This is a genomic window from Paraburkholderia sp. RL18-085-BIA-A (genome assembly GCF_046027075.1).
Taxonomy (GTDB): domain Bacteria; phylum Pseudomonadota; class Gammaproteobacteria; order Burkholderiales; family Burkholderiaceae; genus Paraburkholderia.
In genome coordinates, this window is the sequence record NZ_JARESU010000131.1 from 1 (window position 1) to 23,126 (window position 23,126).

Below are 23,126 nucleotides of genomic sequence, written 5' to 3' on the forward strand. Positions count from 1 at the left end.
CGTTTTCTAACACGACGTCACCCGACCGTCGATGCGACGCGGCGCCAATTGCGCCCCGTATGAGGGGGCCCGCAATATCTCCGAGAAGACACATCATGACTACCGGTACTGTGAAGTGGTTTAACGATGCGAAGGGCTTTGGTTTCATTACACCTGACGATGGTTGCGATGACCTGTTTGCTCATTTCTCGGAAGTGAAGGCTGAGGGGTCAAGTCTCTCCAGGAGGGGCAAAAAGTGAGCTTCGAGGTCAAGCAGGGACCGAAGGGCAAGCAGGCGGCGAACATCAAGCCTGTGTAAGTACGAGGAGATTTATCTATCGCCGCCTTCTCTAGCAGGTGACGCCGCTCGGCGACTTCCGGATCTGGTGAGCGTGAAGCACGTGTTCATCAAAGCGGCCGCCCGGCTTAACAACCGGGCGGAGAACAGCCACCAACCGACGCGCGCGCGAGCGTCGCATGCGCGGCTTTCGCGACCCGAAACGCACGCAGGCATTTCTTTCGTGCTTCGAATTGATCCGGCAACACTTCGCGCTCAAGCGCCATCTGTTGTGCGCTCCACTGCATCGCAAACAGCTTGCAGCAAGGTTTGTTGCCTGGCGCGAATTCACCGAACTCGCCCAAGATCCGTCGACTGCTTTCTGAACGATTGTCGCCCGTGCCGGGGTTTCGTCTCATGCGCAGCAACTTGACAATGCCCTTGAATCTGACCCCCGATCCTCTTCGAGGGAAGATCACCAGCGAGTGCTACGATTCCTCGAACGCAGCGATGGAGGGCGAAATGAGCGCACAACTGTCGGAATACAAACAGGGGCTTTACATTCAGGCCAATGTCCCGAATTGGCCTGATCAGGCGACCTTCACCGGCACCGTGTCCATCATTGACAAGAGAGGCGCGACTGCGACCGACACGCGGTACATGCCGAACTGGGTGAGGCCGGCGCAATCCGTGGACGAGGCGCGCGCCATTCTTCTTAAGTACGGCATAGACGTCATCGAAGGAAGGGCCCAGCAGGGCAGTGACGTTAATGGGTGACACTGCGCGTACCATGGCTCCCTGAAAATGATTGGGGTTCCTTCATGCTGCGATTTCTCCCAGATAACAGGAGTCGAGTTCATGGAGGATAAGCGCAACTACGAGTACATGGGTTTCGAGATGACTTCCGGTGTCAGCGGAGACTCGACCAACGGGTTCTACGTCGCCACGCAATGGATCAGGGAGACCACGCAGGCAAACCGGATCAACGTGCCGATTGACGGTATTTCCGCAGGCCGCTTCCACAGTCTGGAAAATGCATTTGATGCCTCGTTTGATCGTATGAGGACAGCGATTGACCGCCAGGTGAGTACTGGGCGCACATCCTGATCCTGCGGCACATCTTCGATAGTCCGTCGCCTGGCCGTCGGGCAGCGCCCGCACTATCGCGCCACTGAAAATAATGGATCCTCGGCGGAATCTGTGGGTGATTTTGAGACCGCTGGCTATGTCATTAGCGATGCGGTTCCTGAATGCTCGCTATTCGTCTGTATGGCCGTAAGCGAGAGTGCGCCGCTCCCGGCCATACAGGTAGCGTATTTTGCTTGCGTGGCGTCAAGTGTTCGCTTCGCTGGACTATGTCCACACTTGACGCTGCACGACCCTCGAGTGGTTCGAAGTGCCCGTCGAAAGCGGTATTGAATCGGTTTCGGCTTCGGCACCACAGAAGTAACCTAATTCAGGCAGTTCGATGATGATTCGGGCCCAAACTAACCCACAGATTCCGCCGACGAGGCAAAATAATAGGGCGTTCCTTCATGCTAGGATTCCTCAAGACGGGTGCAACCTGAGCGACGTCAGCATTGACCAAACGATGCGCCCTCGAACCCGCGGGCGGCGCCGCGCGGTTCGCAGCCCATCAGCGTTCCTTGCGTTTTGCTGGCCACGAGGACAGAGATTCGGGCTTACCTCTAACGGCCCCCCGGTCAGCGCACCGACGCCCAGAACCGGACCACGGCGGGGTGAATCACCTCGTGCCACCTGGTGCCGGTGAACAGGTCGTAGTGGTCGCAATCCGATATCGTCAGGCGGCAGCGCTTCTGTGCCGGGATCGCACTGCACAGCGTGTCAGCGGCATGCGTCTGGCCCGCGCCGGCAATGTCGTCGCGGTCGCCCTCGACGGTGCAAAGGGCCGTGGATGCGAGATCCTGCGACTGCACACAGCGTTCGCCGACGCGCCATTTCCCACGGGCAAGCTGCTGTTCCTGAAAGATCACGCGGATCGTGTCGAGCAAATAGGCTTCGGCCATGTCGAGGATCGCGGCGTATTCGTTCAGTGAACGCAGGCTGTTCGCGATGGCCGTCGCATCGCCTGAGAGGCGGCTCGACCAGTAGCGCGATTCGAGTGCCAACTGGCGGTGCGGATGCGAGGCGACGATCGCCGCATGCTGAATGAAGCCCGGACAGACCCGGCGGCCTGAACCGGCATAGCGGGGCGGAACGGTGTCGATCACCGTGTCGCGAAACCAGTCGAGGCTGTGACTTTGCGCGAACCGGTCGACGGCGGTCGGATTGATGCGCGTATCGAGCGGCCCGCCCATCAGCGTCAGACTGAGCGGCGGCGCTTCTCCTTCCCTCGCCAGTAATGCCGTAGCCGCAAGGGTCGGCGCGGTGGCCTGGCAGACGGCGATGACGTGCGTATGCGCGCAGCCCAGTTTTCGCAGAAAGCGTTCGATCGCGAGCACATAGTCGTCGAGCCCGAAGGGGCCTGCGGCAAGCGGCACGTCACGAGCGTTGGCTCAGTCGGTGACGTACACAGCGCCGTCCTGCAGCAGCGTTTCGACCGTTTCGCGCAGCATGACCGCGTGGTGTCCCGCGAGCGGCGCGCAGAGGAAGATGTCCGGTGGCGCAGTGCGGCTTTGACCGCGCCTGGGTGCAACGGGCGCCTGCGCGCGCGTGAATTGCCGCAGCGCGCAAAACGGTGTGCTGTCGACCACCTGTTCGACGACGGGTACCGAGCGGTCGCCGACCGTCAGCGCGGAGATGCCGAACGGCGGCGGCGCGGGGGTCGGTCGAACCAGCCGGTACAGCCAGTCGTAGCCGGCAACGGCGACGGGCATGCAAGGCATCGCCGGCGACGTCCAGGCATCGCATCCGCGCATCGCCCAGTTGCTGAGCGACTGCATCAGGTCACGCTGCTCTTCAAGCCACGCATACCACATGCTGTCTCCTGCGTGCATCCCGGTCTGCCATCCGTCGAGGCCGGAGGGTCATCGGGTAAACGGCAACGAAACGCGCTTAACGGCGATCCCACGCACCGCGAGATTGTTGACCTGACGCAGGAGACACGGCGTCGCGTTTTCGGATCGAAAGAGCCGCCAACGCACAGTTGTCACGGATCGCCGTATGGAAGAAGGAGCCAATTGATGATCGGCGCATACGCGCCACCTGCGCCGTGTAACAGGACGCGGTTCGAACTTCCGCAACTGCGTACGCTTCGCTTTTTCTAAGCGGAGCACCCATCGCCAACCTAAGGTTCGAATCGTTTGAGTGCCGCCAGGTCCTTGTCCGCATGCGGCAAGGCGCTTCCGACCGCGACATCGCGTGCCCGCCCGACTGAAGGAGCATGCTGCCGAGACCAACGCGATCCTGCATGTCACGTGCTAGGCCATTTGGCGCAGTGTGAATTTACATTGAAACACTGGGCGAAATCCGATCCATCGACGTTGGGCCAGTCCTCAACAGCACGAAGCGCCGATAACTGTTCGCCTTTCATCGCCAGTTCACGTACGCGACGCGCCAGCGCATGCTGATAAGGCTCGCTTCGAGCGGAAAGGGGAGTCGCTTCAGGGCGCCTCGCGTGCCTCCCATCGTTTAGCCGACAGCCCGATCGAAACGCCACAGGTCGTCGCGAAGCGCCTGGCGGGCGACCTTGTCCCGGCGCTTTTCCAACAGGGTGACGGGCAGCCCCGTTATAGTGTCGCGATAAACTCGTCCCACGGGGTCCCTTGCAAGGTTTCGGTGGTGGCGTGTCCGCAGGCGCGGATGATCAACGCCGCCCTCTCGAGCTGTTTCAGATCCTCGGACTCGACGATGTCCACCACATCGAAGCGCCCGAGTGTCAGATAGCTGTCTTTCCAGGTGACCGCAGGACATTCGGCCTTGATTTTCTCGGCCACTGTGGCGGCGAGCTGTTTCAGGTCTTTGGGGTCTTTGAACGCGTCAGGCGACAAACGGCTGAGGATGACGTACGTGGCCATGGAATACCTCCGTACAAAAAATTGACCCGCAATTGGGCTTGGCAGACACACGAGGGAAAATAGCCTCCCGTCAACGGGAAGCGTCCCTGTGCTTCTTGATTATAGTGGTGCCCCATGTCCTTGGCGCCCGAGCTTGCGGGTCGTGTCATTTCAGAGCAAGGGATGTCCCGAGACGCGACCACCCCTTGGATTTTCACAAACCGCCGAATGACCGCCTGGTGTGGCGGTCATTCGACGCACACTGGAAATTGCCGCCTTGCGGCCGCTGGCGAGATGCACCCTCGGGCAAGCGCCCCGGGCACGCTGTCCGCGACCGATGTGGGCACACTGGGACGACTACGAGGCCAAGGGCAGCGGAACGCACGGACACACTATGTTCCTTGCAATGGAACACCGCCAGGTCTCTAAAATCTGCTCGTCAGTTGCCCGCAAAATCCCGTCGTTACGTGCGCGTTCTTTCAGGAATGCGTTGGCGCTCAACCTCCCGAAGAGTCGAACGTCTTCGCGCGGGATGGCGGACGCACGAATCGAATGGGGACCAACACCCTCTATCTCGCGCTCCATGTCGAAGCCGCCGTGCAGGAGTGCAGGGAGGTTTCGACGCTGCTGCCGCCTGGCACACTGGTAAGCTACCAGGTGACTGTCGCGCCAGTCGTCGATTTCAGGCAAGGCTTTCGTAGCGCTACGTGGGCGCCCCTGTGGGAACAGTTCTTCTGCGATTGGCGCCAACTCTGGTTCAACGAGCACATCGAGCCGCCGAGCTGGGTGCTGGGTGACGAGGCCATTGCTGCGGGAGCAAAGGGAATCCTGTTTCCGTCGACAATGGCGGCGCCCGGCGTGAACCTGGTCCTGTACGTGATGCCGATGATGTCATCGAGGTGTTCGATCCGTCGGGGGCGTTACCCAAAAACCAGGACTCGTGGCGGTGAAGCGCTAGAACAAGGGTAATTGCGACTACCTTTTGCCTCAACGATGACCACACGTCGCCCCAATCCCCTATCCGCCTACAGGATAAAGTGGCCACTCGAACGGTGAGCTTTTGCAGGCGCCGCCGGTGCGCCTTTCCAGGAGCTTTGACCGATGACACCCTCTCACAACGGCGCGCACGGCACCGTCCATCTGTTGACCTACAGCGACGCGCTCACCGCGAGCGTGCGGCGCACCATGCGGCTCGAAGCCACGCCCGATGGCAAGAGCCTGCTGCTGATCGACGTCGATACGCGCAAACCTGGCATCCACCGCGAGGTGCGCTATGAGATCACGCCGGCCGAATTGATCGCCGCGATCCGTGCGCTCGGCGCCGAATTGCCAGGCGAAAACCATCCCGATGCTGCCGATCGCGACTGAGCCAAAGCCCGCCGGATGGCCGCTCACCGCCGCGCAGTTTACGCCGCGTCACGCCGGCCAGTGGGTGCTGAAGGTTAAAGTCGTCAACGACCACGGCGTCGCTCAACCGGACACCCCGAACTGGAATGCTGGCGGCTACATGCGCAATGTCGTCGAATCGGCGACTGTGGTCGTCGCGTGAGGAGGGGAACATGAAGGCGGCTGCTGTAGTCCTGTCGATGTGCGACGGGGCGGACCGCGAACTCGCAATGCGTGCAATGCCATTCCGTCGGGATGGTGACGCGACAACCCACCCTTTCTTTCGACGAGTGGAAGGCCGAAGTGAACAAGATGCGCACCGTTTACGGCGCGCCGCTGTCGGCCGATGAGGTTGAGCCGATCGCGAGGTATCTGACGGCGATCAATGGCAAGCCTTGATCGGGTTCAAATGACGTGTCGAAAGGGCCTGCAAATTTGCACCCGAGCCAACTGAACAGGGGTAGCGCCCGTCGGGGTGATCGGCCTATTCTGGAAGCATCCGCCGTTCGTCACGATTGAGCGCGTCCAGGGGAACATCATGAATGTACAGAATGGTTTCGTCGACTGCATTGGCAGCACGCCGCTGATCCGGCTTGCCAAGCTCAGTGCGGAAACGGGGTGTGAAATTCTCGGCAAGGCGGAATTCCTGAATCCGGGCGGATCGGTGAAAGACCGCGCGGCTCTGTATATCATCCAGGACGCCGAGCGGCGTGGCGTGCTCAAGGCTGGCGGCACCGTGGTGGAGGGCACCGCCGGCAATACCGGCATCGGGCTGGCGCATATCTGCGCCACGCGTGGTTATCGCTGCGTGATCGTCATTCCGGAGACACAGTCGCAGGAAAAAATGGACCTCCTTCGCGTACTCGGCGCGCAGGTGCGTCCGGTGCCGGCGGTGCCGTACAGGGATCCGAACAACTACCAGAAGATCGCCGGCCGTCTGGCGCAGGAGATGGAGAACGCTATCTGGGCCAACCAGTTCGATAACCTCGTCAACCGGCAGGCCCACTATGAGACCACCGGGCCGGAAATCTGGCGCGACACGGCGGGTACGGTGGACGCTTTCGTGTGCGCTACAGGGACGGGTGGCACGCTCGCCGGCGTCGCGCGCTTTCTCAAGGAACAGAATCCGGCGGTGAGAACCGTGCTTGCCGACCCGCACGGCAGCGGGCTGTACAGTTTCGTGAAAACGCGCGAAATCAAGGCGGAAGGCAACTCGATCACGGAGGGCATTGGCTCCAGCCGTGTCACTGCTAACCTCGAGGGCTCGCCGATCGACGACGCGGTGCGGATCGATGACCAGAGTTGCGTCACTATGGTGTACCGCCTGCTGCGGGAGGAGGGGCTGTTCGTGGGCGGCTCCAGCGGCATCAATGTAGCGGCAGCCGTCTGGCTGGCGCAGCAGATGGGGCCGGGCCACACCATCGTCACGCTCCTGTGCGATCGTGGGGACCTGTACTTTGCCCGGCTATTCAATCCCGCCTGGCTGATGGAAAAAGGGCTCGTGCCGGGTTGAGGCGGTGACTTCACGTTACGCATCTCCCGCGATCCGGCAGGGTTCTGCTACAGAACCCTGCCGGTTCGCCCGTTTCCGCAAAGACAACGGCAAAGCAATCCCGGCGGTCTGCCGCCAGTTTGTGAAGCTATGCGAGCAGTTGGATCTTTTCTCCGATGCCCTCGTCGCGATTGATGGCAGCAAGTTCAAGGCGGTAAACAATCGGGGCCGCAAGCGCCCGATAAGCTGCGCGCCATACGGCGAGGAGTAGCTGCCCGGCTTCGAATCACAAACGTTCGGACCAGCCCGGAATTCCTGGTCAGCCTCCATTGCAGACGGATTGGAAATGCAAAGGGCGTGGCCGCTGGGGCGGTGGGCGCGATGGGCCGTGGCGTAACTCGCGCTCTTATTCGAGCCTGATTAAGTCCTCGAATGCGACTTTCAGCTTGACTTCCGGAACTTCCAACGTAACTTTCGCGGGAAAAGATTCAGTTCCTGCGATGGCACCGCTAGCAATGGCCTTGGCCACTGCATGCTCGATCTCACGCTGAGAATTTACGCCAACCATTTTTAGGAACTTACGTACACTGAGGTTGAAGGTATCTTCGTTCATTTGGGCTCTCCAGTTTTCCGTGAACCTGAAAATTTTCGATGACACAAATGGGTTGGGGGAGGGACCTCAAGTATGCGCGCGATACCTCGATGCAACGCGCAGGAGGCTACCCAGAAAATTCGAGCTTGACCCGGTGCGCGATATTCAGGTGCTGTGCCCGATGAACCGCAGTCTCACCGGCGCTCGCGGCATCAACCAGATGTTGCAGGAGGCGCTGAACCCGCCGGGCGAACACAGTATCGAGAAGTTTGGTTATCGCTTCAGCGTTGCCGACAAGGTCATGCAGATTGAGAACAACTACGACAAGGACGTCTATAACGGCGACATTGGATTTGTGATCCACATCGACGCTGAAGAGCAGGAACTCACCGCAACCTTTGATGAGCACATCGTAACCTACGCATTTGGCGAACTGGATGAGCTGGTGCTGTGTTACGCGACAACCATCCACAAATCCCAGGGATCGGAATATCCGGTTGTGGTGATTCCCGTCTCGACGCAGCACTACATGATGCTCAAGCGGAACCTGTTCTACACCGGCATCACGCGCCGCAAGCGCCTCGTTGTACTGGTCGGGCAAAAGCGTGCACTGGCGATGGCAGTCAAGGGCAAGCAAACGGAACGTCGCTGGTCGAAGCTCGCAGAATGGTTATCGCCGTAATGCGGACTCGCTGCGCCACGCGCTGATAAAATCCGGCAAAGGATCGCCCTCCAAGGTCAGGACCGTCATGGATTACCGCGTCAGTTATGAACACAGCCTGAAGAATGCGCCGGACGAATTTATCGTCCACGTCCCATCGCAGCTCGTCGAAGATATACCGGCTAATGTGCCGCGCGCGCTCCTGCCTGAATACATTACCGACCTGATCCTGAAGCGCTCGCCGCGTATCGGGAAAATCCGGTATCTCCGGATTCTCTGACGAAGACACCTAGCCTGCATCTATCTGGGAACGTGGTCGTTTGAAAGGCCGACCGCCGTCGTGGGTAGGCATGTGTCGCCCGCGGGCAGCAGACGGCCACGTACGGACGTTGGCTCACGCTTTCACGCGGACGTTCGAACGTCGGCTCCGTCCAGACAACGGCCCCCCATGAGCCTGCCCGAGTTAGGAGAAAAAGAGGCGCTCGGCAAGCTTGATGCGTTCATCAGAATCACGGACGGTCAAGACGCCGTCCGGCGTTGCGGGGCGGCGGCCCCCGGAACGCAACGGCAACCTCTAGCCCCGCGGAGAAATCATCACTTCAGCTGCGGCGACTGCGGCATCTCCAGCATGGCATCGATCGCGAACACGTCCAAAGACACATAGTCAAATCCAACAACCACTTGTTGATGTATTTGCTCCCAGACTTCTTATACCGCAGCCGAGCGGTGTCGATTCTCGCGGCAATCGGACCCAAAGCGGAAGGTCGAACGAAGGTCGGGCTACGGTGCCCGGTTGGCGTGTGAGGGGGAGACGCTGGGGGGTTAAAACCTGCACCGCCGACTTGCAGCCCCCTTGGTGCCACAGGAAGGGCAATGCGCCTAGGCGACCGCTCAACTGTTGCCGATCAGAGCGTTTCCACCAGACCACACGCCTTAGTGTGCTTGGTTTTTTTCGCCGCGTGCCGCCCGCCCTCCGTCGTCATAGAATTGTCAATACGGGGGCAACATGAAACATAGACTGGTAGTTGGGCTGCTGTGCGGCGCGCTGCTTGCCGGCTGCATGTCGACCGGGGTCGAAGTGAGGTCTGACCAGATGTCGAGCTTCAGGCCCGGCGTGACGACGTTTCACGACGTGACAGCCACGCTTGGCCCGGCGTCGGTTCAGACCGCGCTGGACGACGGCTCGACGCTGCTGGTCTACATGTTCGTGACGTCGAGGCCGCGCCCCGAGAGCTTTCTTCCGTTCATTGGGTCGCTGGTTGGCGGTGCCGACACGCGGTCGTCGGCGACGGTGTTCCTGTTCGATGTGCACGGCATCCTCAAGAGTGCAAGCACCACGACCTCGAAGGTCGGCACGGGCCTGAGCGCGGGCTTGAGCACCGACCTGCACAGCGCGCCGGTGCAAGGCGATAAGCCGCCCGTGGTGGTCAAGAGCATTCAGTCGGCCGTCGTGGGCAAGAGCATTCAGCCGCCCGTCGTGCAGAGCATTGAGCTGCTTCCGGAAGAGGAAGTCCTGCCGGCCGCGGAAAACAGCGTCGAGCCGCCACTAGAACAAGAGTGGATGGATGCCAACTAGCACCGCATCCAGCACGTGGGCCGATGATTCGTATCCCGCTTCGGCGGCGTCGACTAGTCCGCTGATGCCTGGCAGTGCCGGCCCGGGGATTCCCGGCGTTCCCTTGTGTCGCTTACGCTGCCGGCCTTGCTTGCGTGCCGTTGGTGAAGTCGATTTTTATTCGGAAATGCATCAGGCGGGACGGACTGCCATGGAACTGAGCGTAGAACGCGTCGATGTTTGGGCGGCTACTCTATCAGAAGATACTTCCCGAATGGGCGAGTCTGCCTTTGCATGTCATCGGTAATTTCGGTGGCAATGACGTAAGCGGGCTGCTTCTAGCAGATTCCCCTTTGGCGCAGATGTGGCGAGACGTCGATACTGATGGGCTCGTCATGTCTCGTCGAGTCCGGTCGTTTAAATGCCGACAATCGCAACGATTGTTTGCACGATCCCGGATTGAGACTGGCGGGGAACATCCAGCCCATTGGCAGACGCTCGCTATGGCAGAATCCTCTCACACGCATCCGTGACTAGAATTTCCTGTTGAACCACTCTCAAGCCAGGTCAAATTTCAACCGTGCAACGTCAGGTCGGGAGCGTTAGTTCGGTCTCTGGGAAAACTGGTATGACAAATCCGCAAGATAAGGCCGAATCCGACGAGGATTTGGCTCAGATGATAATAGGGCAAGGGCCCTGCACCTATCTATTGCTGCTCTTGCTTGGCTTGATCCTCCTGTTTCCCTACCTTGAGGAAGGCATATTCGCTCGCACACTGCTCGGCGTTCTGTTTTCAATCGTGCTGCTCGTGGGCGCTTTCGCCACCAGGCAGACCCGGCGGGGGTTCATCCTCAAACTGGGCTTGGCGTTGCTTGGGGTTGGCCTTCAATGGGCGGCGTTGTGGACTCAGAGTATCGCGATTCTGGGCCTTGCCGGGATATCTTATGCTGCCTCTTTTGCAGTCGCGATTGGTGGAGTGCTCCGCTACATTCTCAAGCGCGGGCCAATTACGGCCGACAAGCTGCACGGTGCGCTTGCAGGCTACATCATGCTGGCCTTCCTTTGGGCCTTCATCTACGCCCTGATCGAGAGATCCAGCGCTGGCTCATTCGGTCCTGACCGGCTCGATTTCACACAGCCTGGCACTTTCTTCAGACTGATCTATTTTAGCCTCACGACGCTCACGACCACCGGTTACGGTGATGTTATCCCATTGACCAACCAAGCCCGCTCATTTGTGATGATCGAAGAGTTTGCAGGCGTGTTTTACGTTGGCGTCCTAATCGCGCGGCTTGCCGGTCTCTATCCGTCGACTCTGACCAAGTGACTCTCGATCTGCCTGAACCACCATCAGGCATTGGTGATTGGTGTCTGCGCGCTGTCCGCATTGGGCGCAGCGGGGCTGAACTCCCGCCCCCTTCGAGGTGCCGTTTTTAGATCGCGTTAGTGCGGCAAGAAAAAAGTGAGAGCAAGGGCGAAATAAACGACGAGGAGCCGCGTGCCTTTAAGCAAATCGGAGCGCCCATCGCTCGCCAACTGAGCCGTAACCAGCACGGACAGAACCACGATTAGGACAACGTGCGCCGACTGTCTGGACCTGTCTCGCGGTTACGGCGGCCGTGATGGCTAAAGCGCTGACCTCTGATCAGCTCGATCACTGAGCGTGAGCACGTAAGTTGATGGGGCAATGAGCAAGATAAATGATGTTCGAAGGACGAAGTAAAACCGGGGGCGATGATGCCCCCGTTGTCGTTTCAGAACGGCTCGTCGATGCTCTGGTGTGGCGGTTGTGTCGGACCGCGGTACCAGGGCTCGCGATAGCGCCGGATCTGGGTGGCGTAGGCGCGGCTGAACCACAGATAGAAGTCTTCGATGAAGAACGGTTTTGTCGCGGTAAGGGAAAGATGGTGAACAAGCGACAGTATAAGTAGGATTGCTTATACTGCCAGTGAGTAGAACTGCTGGGCGTGAGTGCATCCGATGCCACGGTCTTGCATTTGATCCTTGGCGATCATGTGCATGAGCTCGATGCCGCTCAACAGGATCCGGGCGCAACGAAAATTCTTGAAGCCGAGCATAGGCCGCGTGCGTCGCTTGATCGCCCGGTGATCCTGCTCGACAACATTGTTCAGATACTTGTTCTGGCGAATCTTGATCGGTGTTTCCCGCTCGGCATTGAGAGCATCCAGCGCGGCCAGGTTCGCACCGCTTTTATCGATTGTCACCGTCTCGGGTTCGCCATTTTGCTCGATTGACTTTTCGAAGTAGCGCCGCGCCGCAGCCTTGTCACGATGGGCACGCAGCAGAAAATCCACCGTGTTACCCTCCTTGTCGACTGCGCGGTACAAATATTTCCACTGGCCTCGGATCTTGATATACGTTTCATCCATGCGCCAGCTCCGACCGACGGCTTTCTTCTGGCGGCGGAAGGCCTTCTCCAGAACCGGCAACACCTTGATGGCCCAGCGGTGCACAGTTGAATGGTCGACCGAGATTCCGCGCTCTGCCATCTCTCTTCCAGGTGTCGAAGGCTCAGCGGATACGCCACATACCAGCGCACGCACGTCAGCATCACGTCGAGCGGATAGTGCAAACGCTTGAGCACCCGTGCCAAGGCTGGATTCAGAGTCGTCATCAAGCGTCCGATCGTTCGTATTGTCAGAACGCATGATACCCGACGCTTACTGCGACAAAGCCAAGAGAATGCGCCCCTCGACGTTGCGGGGTCCATATTTTTGCGACCGGCGGTGAAGGAGAGCTTGATGCGAGCAGAAACGATAGAACAGCGTATCCGGGCCAAGGCGTATGAGCTCTGGCAGGAAGACGGCAGCATGGAAGGTTGTGCGGACGAGTATTGGAACAGGGCGAGAAATCTGGTCGAAGCAGAAATTGCTGAAGAGGATCGCCGACGGGGGACAATCCGCGACGCGGCGGCCAGTGATGAAGCGGACAATTCGCAAGCCTAGCCGGGCAACCAGTGTCGATCTGCAGTGAGCTGCGTCTGGCAACGCTGCCAATAAGGCCGGCACCCGCGCTGCTTTATTGTTCCCCCGCGGGGCCCGTATTGAAAAGACGCACGATCCGAAAGAGGCTCGCGGCACCGATCAAGCGGTCAGTAGCCAGTCGACTGTGCCGCTACCGAGACGGAGCCGAACGCGCCGACCACGCAGCCGCCCATAACCCGCGCGGACTATGGCGACGACGAGTCTTGTCCAGATCGGCGCTTTTGAGCGGCTTCCGGGGCTGCCGGACGGGCAATCGCCTTTACGAGGCGGAGAGGCAGCCGTCAGTGCTCCCTTCCTGCAGACATAACCCTGCAGTGGCCGACGCCATGTAATTGGATGCCCCAACTGAAGCACTCCTCAGAATGCGCGCTAGACGATGCATTCGCGCACGTCTTGCGCCGTCTTCGATATCGGGGTGGCCACGTTTGGAACGCCGCTTGCTGCAACGAGAAGCAGAACTTCATGGCCGGCCAAGGAACATTCCATGGACAAGGAAAGAAAGAACGAAGCGTATCCGTACTCCTCCGGCGGTTGGGGATCGCTGAAGGCGGTCGCGAAAATTCTCTCGCAGGAGAAGGTTGCGCTGAAAGACAGCGCGGTGCTGCTGCGTCAGAACAAACCGGACGGATTCATGTGCGTCAGTTGCTCATGGGCAAAGCCGGCTGACCCGCACACCTTCGAATTTTGCGAGAGCGGCGCGAAGGCGACAGCGTGGGACACCACGGCCAAACGGGTCACGCACGATTTCTTCGACCTCCATCCGGTGAGCGAGCTTCTGACGTGGCACGACCATGATCTCGAGGAAGCCGGGCGCCTCACCGAGCCGTTGCGCTACGACGTGGCAACGGATCGCTACGTGCCGGTAGGCTGGCACCAGGCATTCGACGAGATCGGCCGCGAGCTGAACGGCATGGATCCTGATCGTGTTGTGTTCTACACCTCCGGTCGCGCGTCGCTTGAAACGTCCTATATGTTGCAGTTGTTCGCGCGAATGTATGGCACGAACAACCTGCCGGACAGTTCGAACATGTGTCACGAAAGCACCAGCGTCGGACTGAAAGAGGCGATCGGGGTTGGTGTTGGTACCATCATGTTGGACGACTTCGAAAAGACCGATCTCATGTTCTTCTTCGGGCAAAACGTCGGCACGAACAGCCCCCGGATGCTTCACCCTCTGCAGGACGCCCGCAAGCGCGGCGTGCCGATCATCACCTTCAATCCTCTGCGCGAGCCCGGTCTGATCAGCTTCACGAATCCGCAGTCGCCTGTGCAGATGCTCTCGCCGACCGAGACGCAGATCAGCACGCAATATCACCAGGTCAAGACAGGCGGCGACACTGCGGCGATCCTCGGTCTGTGCAAGGTAGTGATTGCCGCGGACGACGCTGCACTCGCCGCCGGCGGCCCGCGCGTACTGGACGATGCGTTCATCCGCGAACACACGCACGGCTTTGAGGACTTCGCGGACTTTGCGCGGCAGGCCGAATGGACAGACATCGAGCGGGTGAGCGGGTTGTCGCGCGCCGACATCGAGCGCGCCGCTGATGAATATATCAAGGCAACCGCTGTCATTGTTCACTACGGCATGGGACTGACGCAGCACCGTATGGGCGTGCAGAACGTGCGCATGCTGTGTAATTTCCTCCTGCTTCGCGGCAATATCGGCAAGCCCGGCGCGGGGCCTTCGCCAGTGCGCGGCCATTCCAATGTACAAGGGCAACGCACGGTGGGCATCACGGAAAAGCCGGAACTCGCGCCGCTCGACAAGCTGGCGCAGCAGTTCTCATTCGAGCCGCCGCGCAAGAAAGGGATGAACATTGTCGAGGCGTTCGAGGCGATGGTGAAAGGAGAGGTGAGCGCGGTGCTCAACCTCGGCGGCAATCTCGTGCGCTCGGTGCCGGACCGTTTGCAGACGGAGCCGGCATGGAGCCGCCTGCACCTCACAGTCAATGTCGCCACGAAACTCAACCGGACTCATCTGGTCCACGGCGCCGTGTCTTATATCCTGCCGTGTCTGAGCCGCATCGAGATCGACCGGCAGGCGAGCGGAGACCAGGCTGTCTCGATGGAAGACAGTACCGGCTGCATGCACGGCTCCCACGGCGTGACGGAAGCGGCCAGCATCGACGTGCGCTCGGAACCGTTCATCATCGCCGGGATCGCCAAGGCGACGCTCGAGGGGCGTTCGACGGTCGACTGGGACGCATGGCGCGACGACTACAGCCGGGTGCGCGCCGCGATCGCCGAGACCTATCCGGAGATTTTTCACGATTTCGAGGCGAAGATGTGGACGCCCGGCGGTTTCCCGCGGCCCTTGCCGGCGCGCGACCGCAAATGGCAGACGAAAAGCGGCAAGGCGGAATTCATGGTGCCCGAATCGCTGGGCGAGGACCCGGACATGCTGGAGCGCGAGCCGGGCGCGTTGCGGCTGATGACGCTGCGCGCGGATAGCCAGTTCAACACCACTATTTACAACCTCGACGACCGGTTTCGTGGCATCAAGGGATCCCGCATGATCATCCTGATGAATCGTGCCGACATGGAATCGCATTCGCTTCAGGAGGGTGACAAGGTGACGCTGCAAACCATCGCCGACGACGGCATCCAGCGCCGGGTCGAAGGGCTGCGCATCGTACCGTACGACATTCCGCCTGGCTGCATTGCCGGGTACTACCCGGAGTGCAATCCGCTGCTGCCGCTTTGGCATTACGCGAAGGAAAGCAAGGTGCCGGGCGCGAAGTCGATACCGGTTCGCATTATCGAGCGGCATCCCTAGCGCATGATTGCGTGCAATTCGCTGGGAAAATCCAGCATGGACAAAGATCTTGAAGCCGGCATCCGCACGCGAGAGTGTCGCTTCTGGGAGAACGACCGGTGGCCGGACGAGGCGCCGGCAGCAGGCGCGCCGGCAGATCGAAGGCGACGGTGACCACGGGCAGGACAATCGGGGGAGCCGCGTCGACCGATCGGCACTGCGTCAGCGGGACGGCCGGATCGCGCCGGCGGCGCAGCTGCACCGCGTACCTCACGGCGATGCGGACGCGCAAGCTTGTGGGAAACCGTAGGGTCGCTGCCGCTGGACCGCTCGCGGCCCGCAGCACCGCGCGCCCGGTGTGAATCTATCTTCGAGGGGCACGCGGGTCGAAGAATATTGCCAGGAGCGTAGGAAGGGCGCAATGGCCAGGATGGACGTCGTGGCGATTGGCGGTTCCTGTGGCGCCCGGGAAGCGTAGCGCAAGGTGATGGCGCAGCTGCCGGCCACATTTCCCGCCGCAGTACTGGTCGTCCTTCACACCGCCGGTGCGTCCAGCCCGCGCTTGCTGGACCAGATTGTCGGATGGTCGACGCGTTTAACAGTGTGTATGCGCACCGCGGCGCCCCCCTTCTGGCCGGACCGGTGCTGATCGCGCCGCCTGATCGGCACATGACGTCTGCACCCCTGGCGCGCATTCGCGGCGCCCGCCGGGTCCGACGGACACGCGGAACGCAAAGTGCTACAGGTCTCCACACTCAATCGCTCACCTACGTAAATGATCACCGACGTTGGAGCCCACATTCGCGCGACCGGGCGGTGCTGTGGCGGCGCTGCGCGGGCCGGCTGGACACGGCCGACCCGTATCGCCGCCGGCTCCCTCTGCGCAATGTTGCGCGTGGCGGAGGTCGTCGCGCAGCCGCAGCAAAGCGCGTTGCAGCCGGCAGGCGTTCAGGCGGCGCACATCGCGAAACTGTGGAATCTTTCGCTGATCGTGTGCGGGATCGTCTTTGCACTCGTGCTGCTGGCGACCCTCGTCGCGCTGGTGCGCAACACGCGTGGCGCCGCTGCGCATCCGCCGGCGACTCACGCGCCCGACCTGACCTCGCTCACCCATCCCGAACCTCGCACGCAGCGCATTGTGGTCGGCGCAAGCGTGCTGTCGGTCATGGTCCTCGTCGGACTGATCGTTGCCGACGTGCTGACGGATCGCGCGCTGTCGAAGCTACCGCTAGACGATCCTGTGCGCATCGATATGGTCGGCGCGCAATGGTGGTGGCAGGCGTCGTATCGCCCGGAGGGCGGACAGCCCGGCTTCGTCACCGCGAACGAATTGCATGTGCCGGTTGGTCGTCCGGTCATCGTGTCGTTGCAAGCGGCGGACGTGATCCACAGCTTCTGGGTGCCCAACCTGCACGGCAAGAAGGACATGCTGCCGGGCATCGACGCGACGATCGAGTTTCGCGCAGACCGGGCGGGCGCTTATCGCGGGCAATGCGCCGAATATTGCGGCGCGGAACATGCGTTGATGGCGATGCTTGTCGTCGCCGAGCCGCCCGAGCGTTACGCGGCCTGGGTCGCGCGACAGGCGCAGCCCGCAGCGCAGAGCACCGACGCCATCGCGCTGCATGGCCGTGATGTCTTCGAGCGCGCCAGTTGCGCGAATTGCCATACGGTGCGCGGCACGTCCGCGAAGGGCACCCCCGGGCCCGACCTCACGCATCTGATGAGCCGGGAGACAATCGCCGCCGGCGTGCTCGCCAACACGCCTCAAAACCTTGCCGCGTGGATACGCGATCCGAATGCGCTGAAGCCTGGCACGATGATGCCGGCGGTGCCGCTTTCGGATGGTGATCGCCTCGCGCTCGTCCGATGGCTGACCACACTGCAATGAACACGACCCAACCGCTACCCGGTGCGGAAGCCGTCGCGCAGATCAAGGACGGACCGGATGCCGACGCCGATACGCTGGCCGCGCTGGCGCACTCGTGGGACGATCGCCGCGGCGTGATCGGCTGGTTCAGCGCGATCGATCACAAAACCATCGCGCGCCGCTTCATGGTCACGACGTTCGTGTTCTTTCTGCTCGCGGGGCTCATGGCCCTTGTGATGCGCACTCAGCTCGCGCGGCCTGCGAGTCACGTGGTTGGCCCCGACATGTACGACCAGCTGTTCACGATCCACGGCACCGCCATGATGTTCCTGTTCGCCGTCCCCGTCATGCAGGCGGTCGCGATGTACCTGATTCCGTTGCTGATCGGCGCGCGCAGCGTCGCGTTTCCGCGGATGAACGCGTACGCGTACTGGGTCTTCCTGTTCGGCGGTTTCACGCTCTTTATCGCCTTCGCGCTAGGTGCGGGACCGCGTTCCGGCTGGTTCAGCTACGTGCCGCTTGCCGGCCCCGACTACGCGACCGGCAAGAGCAGCGATATCTGGGCGCAGATGATCACGTTCAGCGAGCTGTCCGCGTTGCTCGTCGCAGTCATACTGATCACGACAATCCTCAAGATGCGCGCGCCGGGCATGTCGCTGAACCGGATGCCGCTGTTCGCGTGGGCGACGCTCGTCACACAGTTCATGGTGCTCTTCGCGATGCCCGCGGTCATGCTGGCGAGCACTGCGCTGATTCTCGATCGCCTTGTGGGTACGCAGTTCTATAACCCGTCACTCGGCGGCGACGTGCTGCTATGGCAGCACCTGTTCTGGTTTTTCGGCCATCCCGAGGTCTACCTGATCTTCATTCCGGCGCTCGGCTTCATGTCGTCGATCATCGAGACCTTCTCGCGCCGCCCGATCTTCGGCTACTCGGCGATGGTGCTGGCGCTGATCGCCACCGCGTTTCTTGCATTCGGCCTGTGGGTGCACCACATGTTCGCGACGGCCGTTCCCGATCTCGGCAAGACGTTCTTCACGGCGGCGAGCGTGATGATTGCGGTGCCGTCCGGCATCCAGATCTATTGCTGGCTGGCGACGCTGCTCACCGGTCGTCTTAGCCTGAGGCCGCCACTGCTGTTCGTGCTTGCGTTCTTCTTCATCCTCGTGCTGGGCGGGATGACAGGCATCATGCTCGGCTCCGTACCGCTCGACCTGCAGGTGCACGACACGTATTTCGTCGTCGCCCATCTGCATTATGTGCTGCTCGGCGGCGCGGTGTTTCCGCTCTTTGGCGCCTTCCACTACTGGTTTCCGAAGTTCACCGGACGCATGCTCGGCGAACGCCTCGCCCATTGGCAGTTCTGGCTGTTCTTCGTCGGCTTTAACATCACCTTCTTTCCGATGCATCTGCTTGGCCTGCATGGGATGCCGCGTCGCGTGTGGACCTACCCCGCCGGCATGGGCTGGGGGGGCATGAACCTGGTCGCGACACTGGGTGCGTACATGATCGGCGTGAGCGTCCTGCTGTTTATCGTCAATGTGATATGGAGTCTGCGGCGCGGCGCGCGGGCCGACGCGAACCCGTGGGGGGCGGGCACGCTCGAATGGAGCGTGCCGAGCGCGCCGCCGCCGCATAACTTCGATGTGCTGCCGGTCGTCCACGGCCGCGCGCCGCTGTGGGAGCCGCAGCGCGCGCCGCACGCGGTGGCGGGCCTCGCTGCGCATGCGCGCGAGGTGCTGACGACGAGCGCCCTCGACGCGCAGCCGGACACGCGCCCGCTCTTTCCCGGACCGTCGATCTGGCCGTTCCTCAGTGCCATTGCGACCACGATCTTTTTCATTGGTTCGATCTTCACGCCGTCGGCTGTGTGGTGGGGCACGGTGCCGGTCGCCGTGGCGATGATCGCCTGGTTCTGGCCGGGGCGGCGCGAGAACCGGGTCGCGCGCGCGCTCGAGCGCTGGCCCGATTCGGGCGCCGCGCAGAAGGCGGCGCGCCGCGCGCACGCGAACCCATCGTCGCGCGAAGCGGCCGGCCGTGGCGCGGGGCCGTTGGCCGCGGTGCTCGACGTGCGCGCATTGCCAAGCTTCGGTTTCAGTCATCGCAGCCTGATGTGGTGGGCGACGGCGGGCTTGATGCTGATCGAGGGAACCCTGTTTGCAATGACCGTCGGCATGTACTTCTATCTGCGCGCGGTCAACCCAGCGTGGCCCATGCACGCGCCACCGCCGTCCCTCGTGTGGGGTTCGCTCAACACGGCGGTGCTGCTCGCAAGCCTGTGGCCGAACCAGCTTGCGAAGCGCGCGGCAGAACGCGGCGAACGCGAACGGGCGCGTCTGTGGCTCGCGGTCTGCCTGGCGTTCGCGCTTGCGTTTCTCGTCGTGCGCGGTGTTGAATTCGGCGCGCTTAACGTGATGTGGTACGCCAATTCATACGGTTCCATCGTCTGGCTGCTGCTCGGCCTGCACACGACGCACCTGATCACCGATACCGTCGATACCGCGGTGCTGGCAACGCTGCTCTACACCGGGCCGTTCGAGAAAAAGCGCCTGCTCGACACAAGCGAGAACGCGGTCTACTGGTACTTCGTCGTGCTGAGCTGGCTGCCCATCTACGCGGTCATCTACCTCGTCCCGCGGATGCATCCATGAAGCGTACCGGAATCTCGATCTGGCTCGGTCTACTGGTGGCGCCGGCGGTGGTACTCGGCGCGCAGAGCCTCAACTACGCGCTCGTGCAGGTCGCCTGCGCGACCGGCCAGCACACCGCGCTCGACGCGGTGAGCGCGGCCGCGTTCGTGTTCTCCGTTATCGTGGCTTGGCTCGCATACCGGCAGTGGCGCGGCACAGCCGAGCGGTTCCACGGCAGCTACGTACCCCGCGATGCGCGTCAGCCGTTTCTGGCCCTGATGGCAATGCTCATCGCCGCTTTGTGTGCCGTTATCCAGTTGACGATGTGGTTCCCGCCATGGCTGCTTTCACCCTGCCGATGATCGCGCGGCTTCGCGCGATCTGCCGTTTCGTCGCCCGCGGCCGCCGCCGCGAGCGACGGGTCGCGCTCGGGCGTGCGGGCGCTGCCCTGGCACTGACCCACGCGCCGCTCGCGTACGCGCACGTGCTGACCGATGGCGAACGTGGGGCGCCCGCATTCGGCTGGTCGTTCGACGCCTGGGTCGTCGCGTTGATGTTCGCGAGCACGCTCGCGTATGCGATCGGTCACGTGCGGCTGCGCCGACGCGGCACGCAACACAGTCGCGCAACTCGCGCGTGGCATGCGGGTGCCTTTGCGGGCGGCATGGCCGCGCTCGTGTTCGCGTTGTGCTCGCCGCTCGATACATTGTCGGCGGCTCTGTTTTCCGCGCACATGGTCCAGCACGAAACGATGATGCTGATCGCCGCGCCGCTCCTCGTGGTGGCACGCCCGCTCGGCGTATGGATCTGGGCGCTGCCTCGCGGCGCGCGCCGGCGCGTCGGCCGAACGGTGCGTGCGCCCGCATTCGTCCGCGCGTGGCGGGGGTTGACCGCGCCGCTTGCCGGATGGATCCTCCACGCGGCCGCACTCTGGGGCTGGCACGCGCCGGCGATGTTCGAAGCCGCGCTCGCGCATTCGTGGGTGCACACGCTGCAACACGCGAGTTTCCTGCTGACCGCGCTAGTTTTCTGGTGGACCGTCTTTGGCGACGGTGCATCGCGTCAGTCAGGCGGTCACGCGATGCTGTCCGTGTTTACGACGATGGTCCATACGAGTGCACTCGGCGCCTTGATTTCGCTCGCGCCGGGTCTGTGGTATCCGTCGTACGTTGAGCCGACGAGCGCACTCGGCATCGATGCGCTGCATGACCAGCAGGCCGGCGGCCTCATCATGTGGGTGCCGGCTGCGATCGTGTACCTCGTCGGCGGCCTGGCGATCGCGGCGCGCTGGTTGAGGAGCCCGACGCCAGCGGGTCTCACCAGCGATCCCGCAGCGGCATTGCCGCAGGACGGTGCGCGATGAAGCCACGAACGCCACGCGCATTTGCGGGCGCGCGTCGTCATGCCGCGCTTGCCGCGTGCACGGTCGCACTCGCGATAGCCGCCACAGGCGTCGCAATGCGCGAGGCGCGCAGTGAAGATGCGTCGGGGTCGGCCTCGTCGAACGCCGTCTCCGCCTCGCCCTCCGCAGGTGCTTCGGTGCGGTCCGCTGCGCCTCGACCGGATGCCGGGACGCTCGCGCGCGGCGAGTACATCGCGAAAGCCAGCGATTGTGCGGGTTGCCACACGGCGGCGCAAGGCGGGGCGCCCTATGCGGGCGGACAGGGCCTTGTTTCGCCATTCGGCACGATCATGGCGACCAATATCACGCCCGATCCGCGCTACGGGATCGGTCAGTCCAGCTACGACGACTTCGCGCGTGCGTTGCGCCAAGGTGTCGCGCGTGGCGGCAAGCGGCTCTACCCGGCAATGCCGTACAACGCGTTCGCGAAGATCGACGACGCAGATATGCACGCGCTCTACACATACATGATGCACGGTGTCGTTCCGGTCGCGAAGCAGAACGCAAAGTCGGATGTCGCATTCCCATTCAACCAGCGTTGGGCGCTGCGGTTCTGGCAAATGGCGTTCGTGCCGCGCGAGCCGTATCGGCCGCGTGCCGACCGCGATGCGCAGTGGAATCGCGGCGCCTACCTCGTGCAGTCGGTCGGCCATTGTGGAAGCTGCCATACGCCGCGCGGCGTCGCTTACCAGGAGAAGGGCACGGACGAAGCGTCGTCGGACTTCCTCACCGGCGGCGTCAACGATCACTGGTTCGCGCCGGATCTTACCGGCGATCCGGGCTCGGGACTCGGCCGCTGGCGCGCGCCGGAAATCGCCGCATTCCTGAAGACGGGGCATGGCGGCGGCAACGTCGCCTATGGCAGCATGGTCGAGCAGATCGAGGACAGCACGCAGTACCTCACCGACGACGACCTGCTCGCGATCGGCCGCTATCTGAAGTCGCTGCCGCCGCATGATCCGTCGGGAACCTATGCGCCACAAGACGACGTCGCGCGCAAGCCGCTCAACGGCAGCCGCGTGCCCGATGCGTTGTCCGTGGGCTACAACGTCTATCGCTCGTTCTGCGCGCAATGCCACGGCGACGCGGGTAAGGGCGTACCGAACGTGTTCCCCGCGCTCGCGGGCAATTCGTCGGTGCTCGCGGAAGATACGACCTCGCTGATTCGCCTGATGGTCGAAGGCGGCAACAGTCCGTCGACGCTGACCGGACCACCGCGCCAACAGATGCCGCGCTTCGCCGACACGCTCGCCGATGTCGAAATCGGTCAGGTACTCACCTACATCCGCAGCGCGTGGGGCAACAACGCACAGCCGATCACCGCGAATGACGTGAGTTCGCTACGGCAGAAGCTGCACAAATAGCGCTGCGTCTCCATGGCGATCATCGCCTGGAGAGCGCTGCGGAACGCCGCCTGCTTTTGCCTACCTGGCGGGGCATCGCGCAGACGTGCGCTCGCCGTTCCTGCTCTCTTTAAAGCACTCGATATGACCACCCGGGAGGGCGGTCTAAACGACAAGCGGGCCCAGCATCTGTCGGTTCAATCCTGGCCAAGCCCGGCTTAGT

General features: G+C 62.1%; 22 protein-coding genes and 3 pseudogenes. 20 read left to right on the forward strand and 5 right to left on the reverse strand.

Annotation, left to right across the window (positions count from 1 at the left end; translation table 11 throughout):
• Positions 1–95: 95 nt before the first annotated feature.
• From P0D89_RS42255 to P0D89_RS42270, 4 genes and pseudogenes are all read left to right on the forward strand, one after another.
• Positions 96–298, forward strand: a pseudogene (locus P0D89_RS42255) (cold-shock protein).
• A gap of 64 nt (positions 299–362) precedes the next feature.
• Positions 363–642: pseudogene (locus tag P0D89_RS42260) on the forward strand (DDE-type integrase/transposase/recombinase); the annotation flags it as partial.
• A gap of 136 nt (positions 643–778) precedes the next feature.
• On the forward strand, positions 779–1,033 hold the full coding sequence (locus P0D89_RS42265) for a hypothetical protein (protein WP_408366211.1): 255 nt from the start codon (positions 779–781) through the stop codon (positions 1,031–1,033).
• A gap of 81 nt (positions 1,034–1,114) precedes the next feature.
• Positions 1,115–1,363, forward strand: coding sequence for a hypothetical protein (locus P0D89_RS42270; protein WP_408366213.1), 249 nt, complete (start codon positions 1,115–1,117; stop codon positions 1,361–1,363).
• A 596-nt stretch (positions 1,364–1,959) separates the two neighbouring features.
• Here P0D89_RS42270 and P0D89_RS42275 read toward each other — a convergent pair.
• From P0D89_RS42275 to P0D89_RS42285, 3 genes are all read right to left on the reverse strand, one after another.
• A complete protein-coding gene (locus P0D89_RS42275; RefSeq protein WP_408366215.1) occupies positions 1,960–2,757 on the reverse strand; it encodes a hypothetical protein in 798 nt (265 codons plus the stop codon).
• Between the two features lie 15 nt (positions 2,758–2,772).
• The gene (locus P0D89_RS42280; protein ID WP_408366217.1) at positions 2,773–3,195 is read right to left on the reverse strand and encodes a hypothetical protein; all 423 of its coding nucleotides are present in this window, start codon (positions 3,193–3,195) and stop codon (positions 2,773–2,775) included.
• Between the two features lie 750 nt (positions 3,196–3,945).
• On the reverse strand, positions 3,946–4,233 hold the full coding sequence (locus tag P0D89_RS42285; protein ID WP_408366219.1) for a GYD domain-containing protein: 288 nt from the start codon (positions 4,231–4,233) through the stop codon (positions 3,946–3,948).
• 531 nt (positions 4,234–4,764) lie between these two features.
• Here P0D89_RS42285 and P0D89_RS42290 point away from each other — a divergent pair.
• The 5 genes and pseudogenes from P0D89_RS42290 to P0D89_RS42310 form a co-directional block, all read left to right on the forward strand.
• Entirely contained in the window at positions 4,765–5,181 is a 417-nt protein-coding gene (locus tag P0D89_RS42290; RefSeq protein ID WP_408366221.1) for an RES family NAD+ phosphorylase, read from the forward strand.
• 132 nt (positions 5,182–5,313) lie between these two features.
• The gene (locus P0D89_RS42295; protein ID WP_408366223.1) at positions 5,314–5,580 is read left to right on the forward strand and encodes a hypothetical protein; all 267 of its coding nucleotides are present in this window, start codon (positions 5,314–5,316) and stop codon (positions 5,578–5,580) included.
• On the forward strand, positions 5,561–5,761 hold the full coding sequence (locus tag P0D89_RS42300; RefSeq protein ID WP_408366225.1) for a hypothetical protein: 201 nt from the start codon (positions 5,561–5,563) through the stop codon (positions 5,759–5,761). The genes P0D89_RS42295 and P0D89_RS42300 overlap by 20 nt, the downstream gene beginning before the upstream one ends.
• A gap of 375 nt (positions 5,762–6,136) precedes the next feature.
• Positions 6,137–7,111, forward strand: coding sequence for a cysteine synthase A (locus P0D89_RS42305; protein ID WP_408366259.1), 975 nt, complete (start codon positions 6,137–6,139; stop codon positions 7,109–7,111).
• Between the two features lie 67 nt (positions 7,112–7,178).
• Positions 7,179–7,322 (forward strand): annotated as a pseudogene (locus P0D89_RS42310) (IS5/IS1182 family transposase); the annotation flags it as partial.
• A gap of 174 nt (positions 7,323–7,496) precedes the next feature.
• Here the strand turns inward: P0D89_RS42310 and P0D89_RS42315 are convergent.
• The gene (locus tag P0D89_RS42315; protein WP_408366227.1) at positions 7,497–7,703 is read right to left on the reverse strand and encodes a DUF6494 family protein; all 207 of its coding nucleotides are present in this window, start codon (positions 7,701–7,703) and stop codon (positions 7,497–7,499) included.
• A 19-nt stretch (positions 7,704–7,722) separates the two neighbouring features.
• On the opposite strand from P0D89_RS42315, the gene P0D89_RS42320 reads away from it, so the two are divergent.
• From P0D89_RS42320 to P0D89_RS42335, 4 genes are all read left to right on the forward strand, one after another.
• Entirely contained in the window at positions 7,723–8,364 is a 642-nt protein-coding gene (locus P0D89_RS42320) for an ATP-dependent DNA helicase (RefSeq protein ID WP_408366229.1), read from the forward strand.
• A 67-nt stretch (positions 8,365–8,431) separates the two neighbouring features.
• Positions 8,432–8,623, forward strand: coding sequence for a hypothetical protein (locus P0D89_RS42325; RefSeq protein WP_097264929.1), 192 nt, complete (start codon positions 8,432–8,434; stop codon positions 8,621–8,623).
• A 726-nt stretch (positions 8,624–9,349) separates the two neighbouring features.
• A complete protein-coding gene (locus P0D89_RS42330; protein ID WP_408366231.1) occupies positions 9,350–9,919 on the forward strand; it encodes a hypothetical protein in 570 nt (189 codons plus the stop codon).
• A gap of 607 nt (positions 9,920–10,526) precedes the next feature.
• Complete coding sequence (locus P0D89_RS42335) at positions 10,527–11,225, forward strand: ion channel (RefSeq protein WP_408366233.1); 699 nt, start codon at positions 10,527–10,529, stop codon at positions 11,223–11,225.
• 610 nt (positions 11,226–11,835) lie between these two features.
• On the opposite strand, the gene P0D89_RS42340 is transcribed toward P0D89_RS42335, so the two are convergent.
• Positions 11,836–12,533, reverse strand: a protein-coding gene (locus P0D89_RS42340; RefSeq protein WP_408366235.1) for an IS6 family transposase whose coding sequence is annotated in 2 segments (ribosomal slippage) — positions 11,836–12,410 and positions 12,410–12,533 — 699 coding nt in all. Because the reading frame shifts where the segments join, the coding sequence is not laid out codon by codon here.
• Between the two features lie 127 nt (positions 12,534–12,660).
• Here P0D89_RS42340 and P0D89_RS42345 point away from each other — a divergent pair.
• The 7 genes from P0D89_RS42345 (at position 12,661) to P0D89_RS42375 (ending at position 22,924) form a co-directional block, all read left to right on the forward strand.
• Complete coding sequence (locus P0D89_RS42345) at positions 12,661–12,864, forward strand: DUF2934 domain-containing protein (protein ID WP_408366237.1); 204 nt, start codon at positions 12,661–12,663, stop codon at positions 12,862–12,864.
• A gap of 523 nt (positions 12,865–13,387) precedes the next feature.
• Positions 13,388–15,679: an FdhF/YdeP family oxidoreductase gene (locus P0D89_RS42350; RefSeq protein ID WP_408366239.1), complete on the forward strand. Its 2,292-nt coding sequence runs from the start codon at positions 13,388–13,390 to the stop codon at positions 15,677–15,679.
• 754 nt (positions 15,680–16,433) lie between these two features.
• A complete protein-coding gene (gene coxB / locus P0D89_RS42355; RefSeq protein WP_408378501.1) occupies positions 16,434–17,549 on the forward strand; it encodes a cytochrome c oxidase subunit II in 1,116 nt (371 codons plus the stop codon).
• Positions 17,546–20,179 carry a cytochrome c oxidase subunit I gene (gene ctaD, locus P0D89_RS42360; protein ID WP_408366241.1) on the forward strand — a complete coding sequence of 878 codons (2,634 nt, stop codon included), beginning with the start codon at positions 17,546–17,548 and terminating at the stop codon, positions 20,177–20,179. Before coxB ends, ctaD begins: the two co-directional genes overlap by 4 nt.
• Positions 20,176–20,520, forward strand: a complete 345-nt coding sequence (locus P0D89_RS42365; protein ID WP_408366243.1) for a hypothetical protein — start codon at positions 20,176–20,178, stop codon at positions 20,518–20,520. The genes ctaD and P0D89_RS42365 overlap by 4 nt, the downstream gene beginning before the upstream one ends.
• A complete protein-coding gene (locus P0D89_RS42370) occupies positions 20,496–21,521 on the forward strand; it encodes a cytochrome c oxidase assembly protein (RefSeq protein ID WP_408366245.1) in 1,026 nt (341 codons plus the stop codon). Before P0D89_RS42365 ends, P0D89_RS42370 begins: the two co-directional genes overlap by 25 nt.
• The gene (locus P0D89_RS42375) at positions 21,518–22,924 is read left to right on the forward strand and encodes a c-type cytochrome (protein WP_408366247.1); all 1,407 of its coding nucleotides are present in this window, start codon (positions 21,518–21,520) and stop codon (positions 22,922–22,924) included. The genes P0D89_RS42370 and P0D89_RS42375 overlap by 4 nt, the downstream gene beginning before the upstream one ends.
• Positions 22,925–23,126: the final 202 nt, after the last annotated feature.

What these genes read in the sequence shown, in the direction of transcription:
- P0D89_RS42265 (WP_408366211.1), top strand. Translation starts at nt 779, where the DNA reads ATGAGCGCACAACTGTCGGAATACAAACAGGGGCTTTACATTCAGGCC.
- P0D89_RS42270 (WP_408366213.1), top strand. Translation starts at nt 1,115, where the DNA reads ATGGAGGATAAGCGCAACTACGAGTACATGGGTTTCGAGATGACTTCC.
- P0D89_RS42280 (WP_408366217.1), bottom strand. Translation starts at nt 3,195, where the DNA reads ATGTGGTATGCGTGGCTTGAAGAGCAGCGTGACCTGATGCAGTCGCTC.
- P0D89_RS42285 (WP_408366219.1), bottom strand. Translation starts at nt 4,233, where the DNA reads ATGGCCACGTACGTCATCCTCAGCCGTTTGTCGCCTGACGCGTTCAAA.
- P0D89_RS42290 (WP_408366221.1), top strand. Translation starts at nt 4,765, where the DNA reads ATGGGGACCAACACCCTCTATCTCGCGCTCCATGTCGAAGCCGCCGTG.
- P0D89_RS42295 (WP_408366223.1), top strand. Translation starts at nt 5,314, where the DNA reads ATGACACCCTCTCACAACGGCGCGCACGGCACCGTCCATCTGTTGACC.
- P0D89_RS42300 (WP_408366225.1), top strand. Translation starts at nt 5,561, where the DNA reads ATGCTGCCGATCGCGACTGAGCCAAAGCCCGCCGGATGGCCGCTCACC.
- P0D89_RS42305 (WP_408366259.1), top strand. Translation starts at nt 6,137, where the DNA reads ATGAATGTACAGAATGGTTTCGTCGACTGCATTGGCAGCACGCCGCTG.
- P0D89_RS42315 (WP_408366227.1), bottom strand. Translation starts at nt 7,703, where the DNA reads ATGAACGAAGATACCTTCAACCTCAGTGTACGTAAGTTCCTAAAAATG.
- P0D89_RS42325 (WP_097264929.1), top strand. Translation starts at nt 8,432, where the DNA reads ATGGATTACCGCGTCAGTTATGAACACAGCCTGAAGAATGCGCCGGAC.
- P0D89_RS42330 (WP_408366231.1), top strand. Translation starts at nt 9,350, where the DNA reads ATGAAACATAGACTGGTAGTTGGGCTGCTGTGCGGCGCGCTGCTTGCC.
- P0D89_RS42335 (WP_408366233.1), top strand. Translation starts at nt 10,527, where the DNA reads ATGACAAATCCGCAAGATAAGGCCGAATCCGACGAGGATTTGGCTCAG.
- P0D89_RS42345 (WP_408366237.1), top strand. Translation starts at nt 12,661, where the DNA reads ATGCGAGCAGAAACGATAGAACAGCGTATCCGGGCCAAGGCGTATGAG.
- P0D89_RS42350 (WP_408366239.1), top strand. Translation starts at nt 13,388, where the DNA reads ATGGACAAGGAAAGAAAGAACGAAGCGTATCCGTACTCCTCCGGCGGT.
- coxB (WP_408378501.1), top strand. Translation starts at nt 16,434, where the DNA reads ATGATCACCGACGTTGGAGCCCACATTCGCGCGACCGGGCGGTGCTGT.
- ctaD (WP_408366241.1), top strand. Translation starts at nt 17,546, where the DNA reads ATGAACACGACCCAACCGCTACCCGGTGCGGAAGCCGTCGCGCAGATC.
- P0D89_RS42365 (WP_408366243.1), top strand. Translation starts at nt 20,176, where the DNA reads ATGAAGCGTACCGGAATCTCGATCTGGCTCGGTCTACTGGTGGCGCCG.
- P0D89_RS42370 (WP_408366245.1), top strand. Translation starts at nt 20,496, where the DNA reads ATGGCTGCTTTCACCCTGCCGATGATCGCGCGGCTTCGCGCGATCTGC.
- P0D89_RS42375 (WP_408366247.1), top strand. Translation starts at nt 21,518, where the DNA reads ATGAAGCCACGAACGCCACGCGCATTTGCGGGCGCGCGTCGTCATGCC.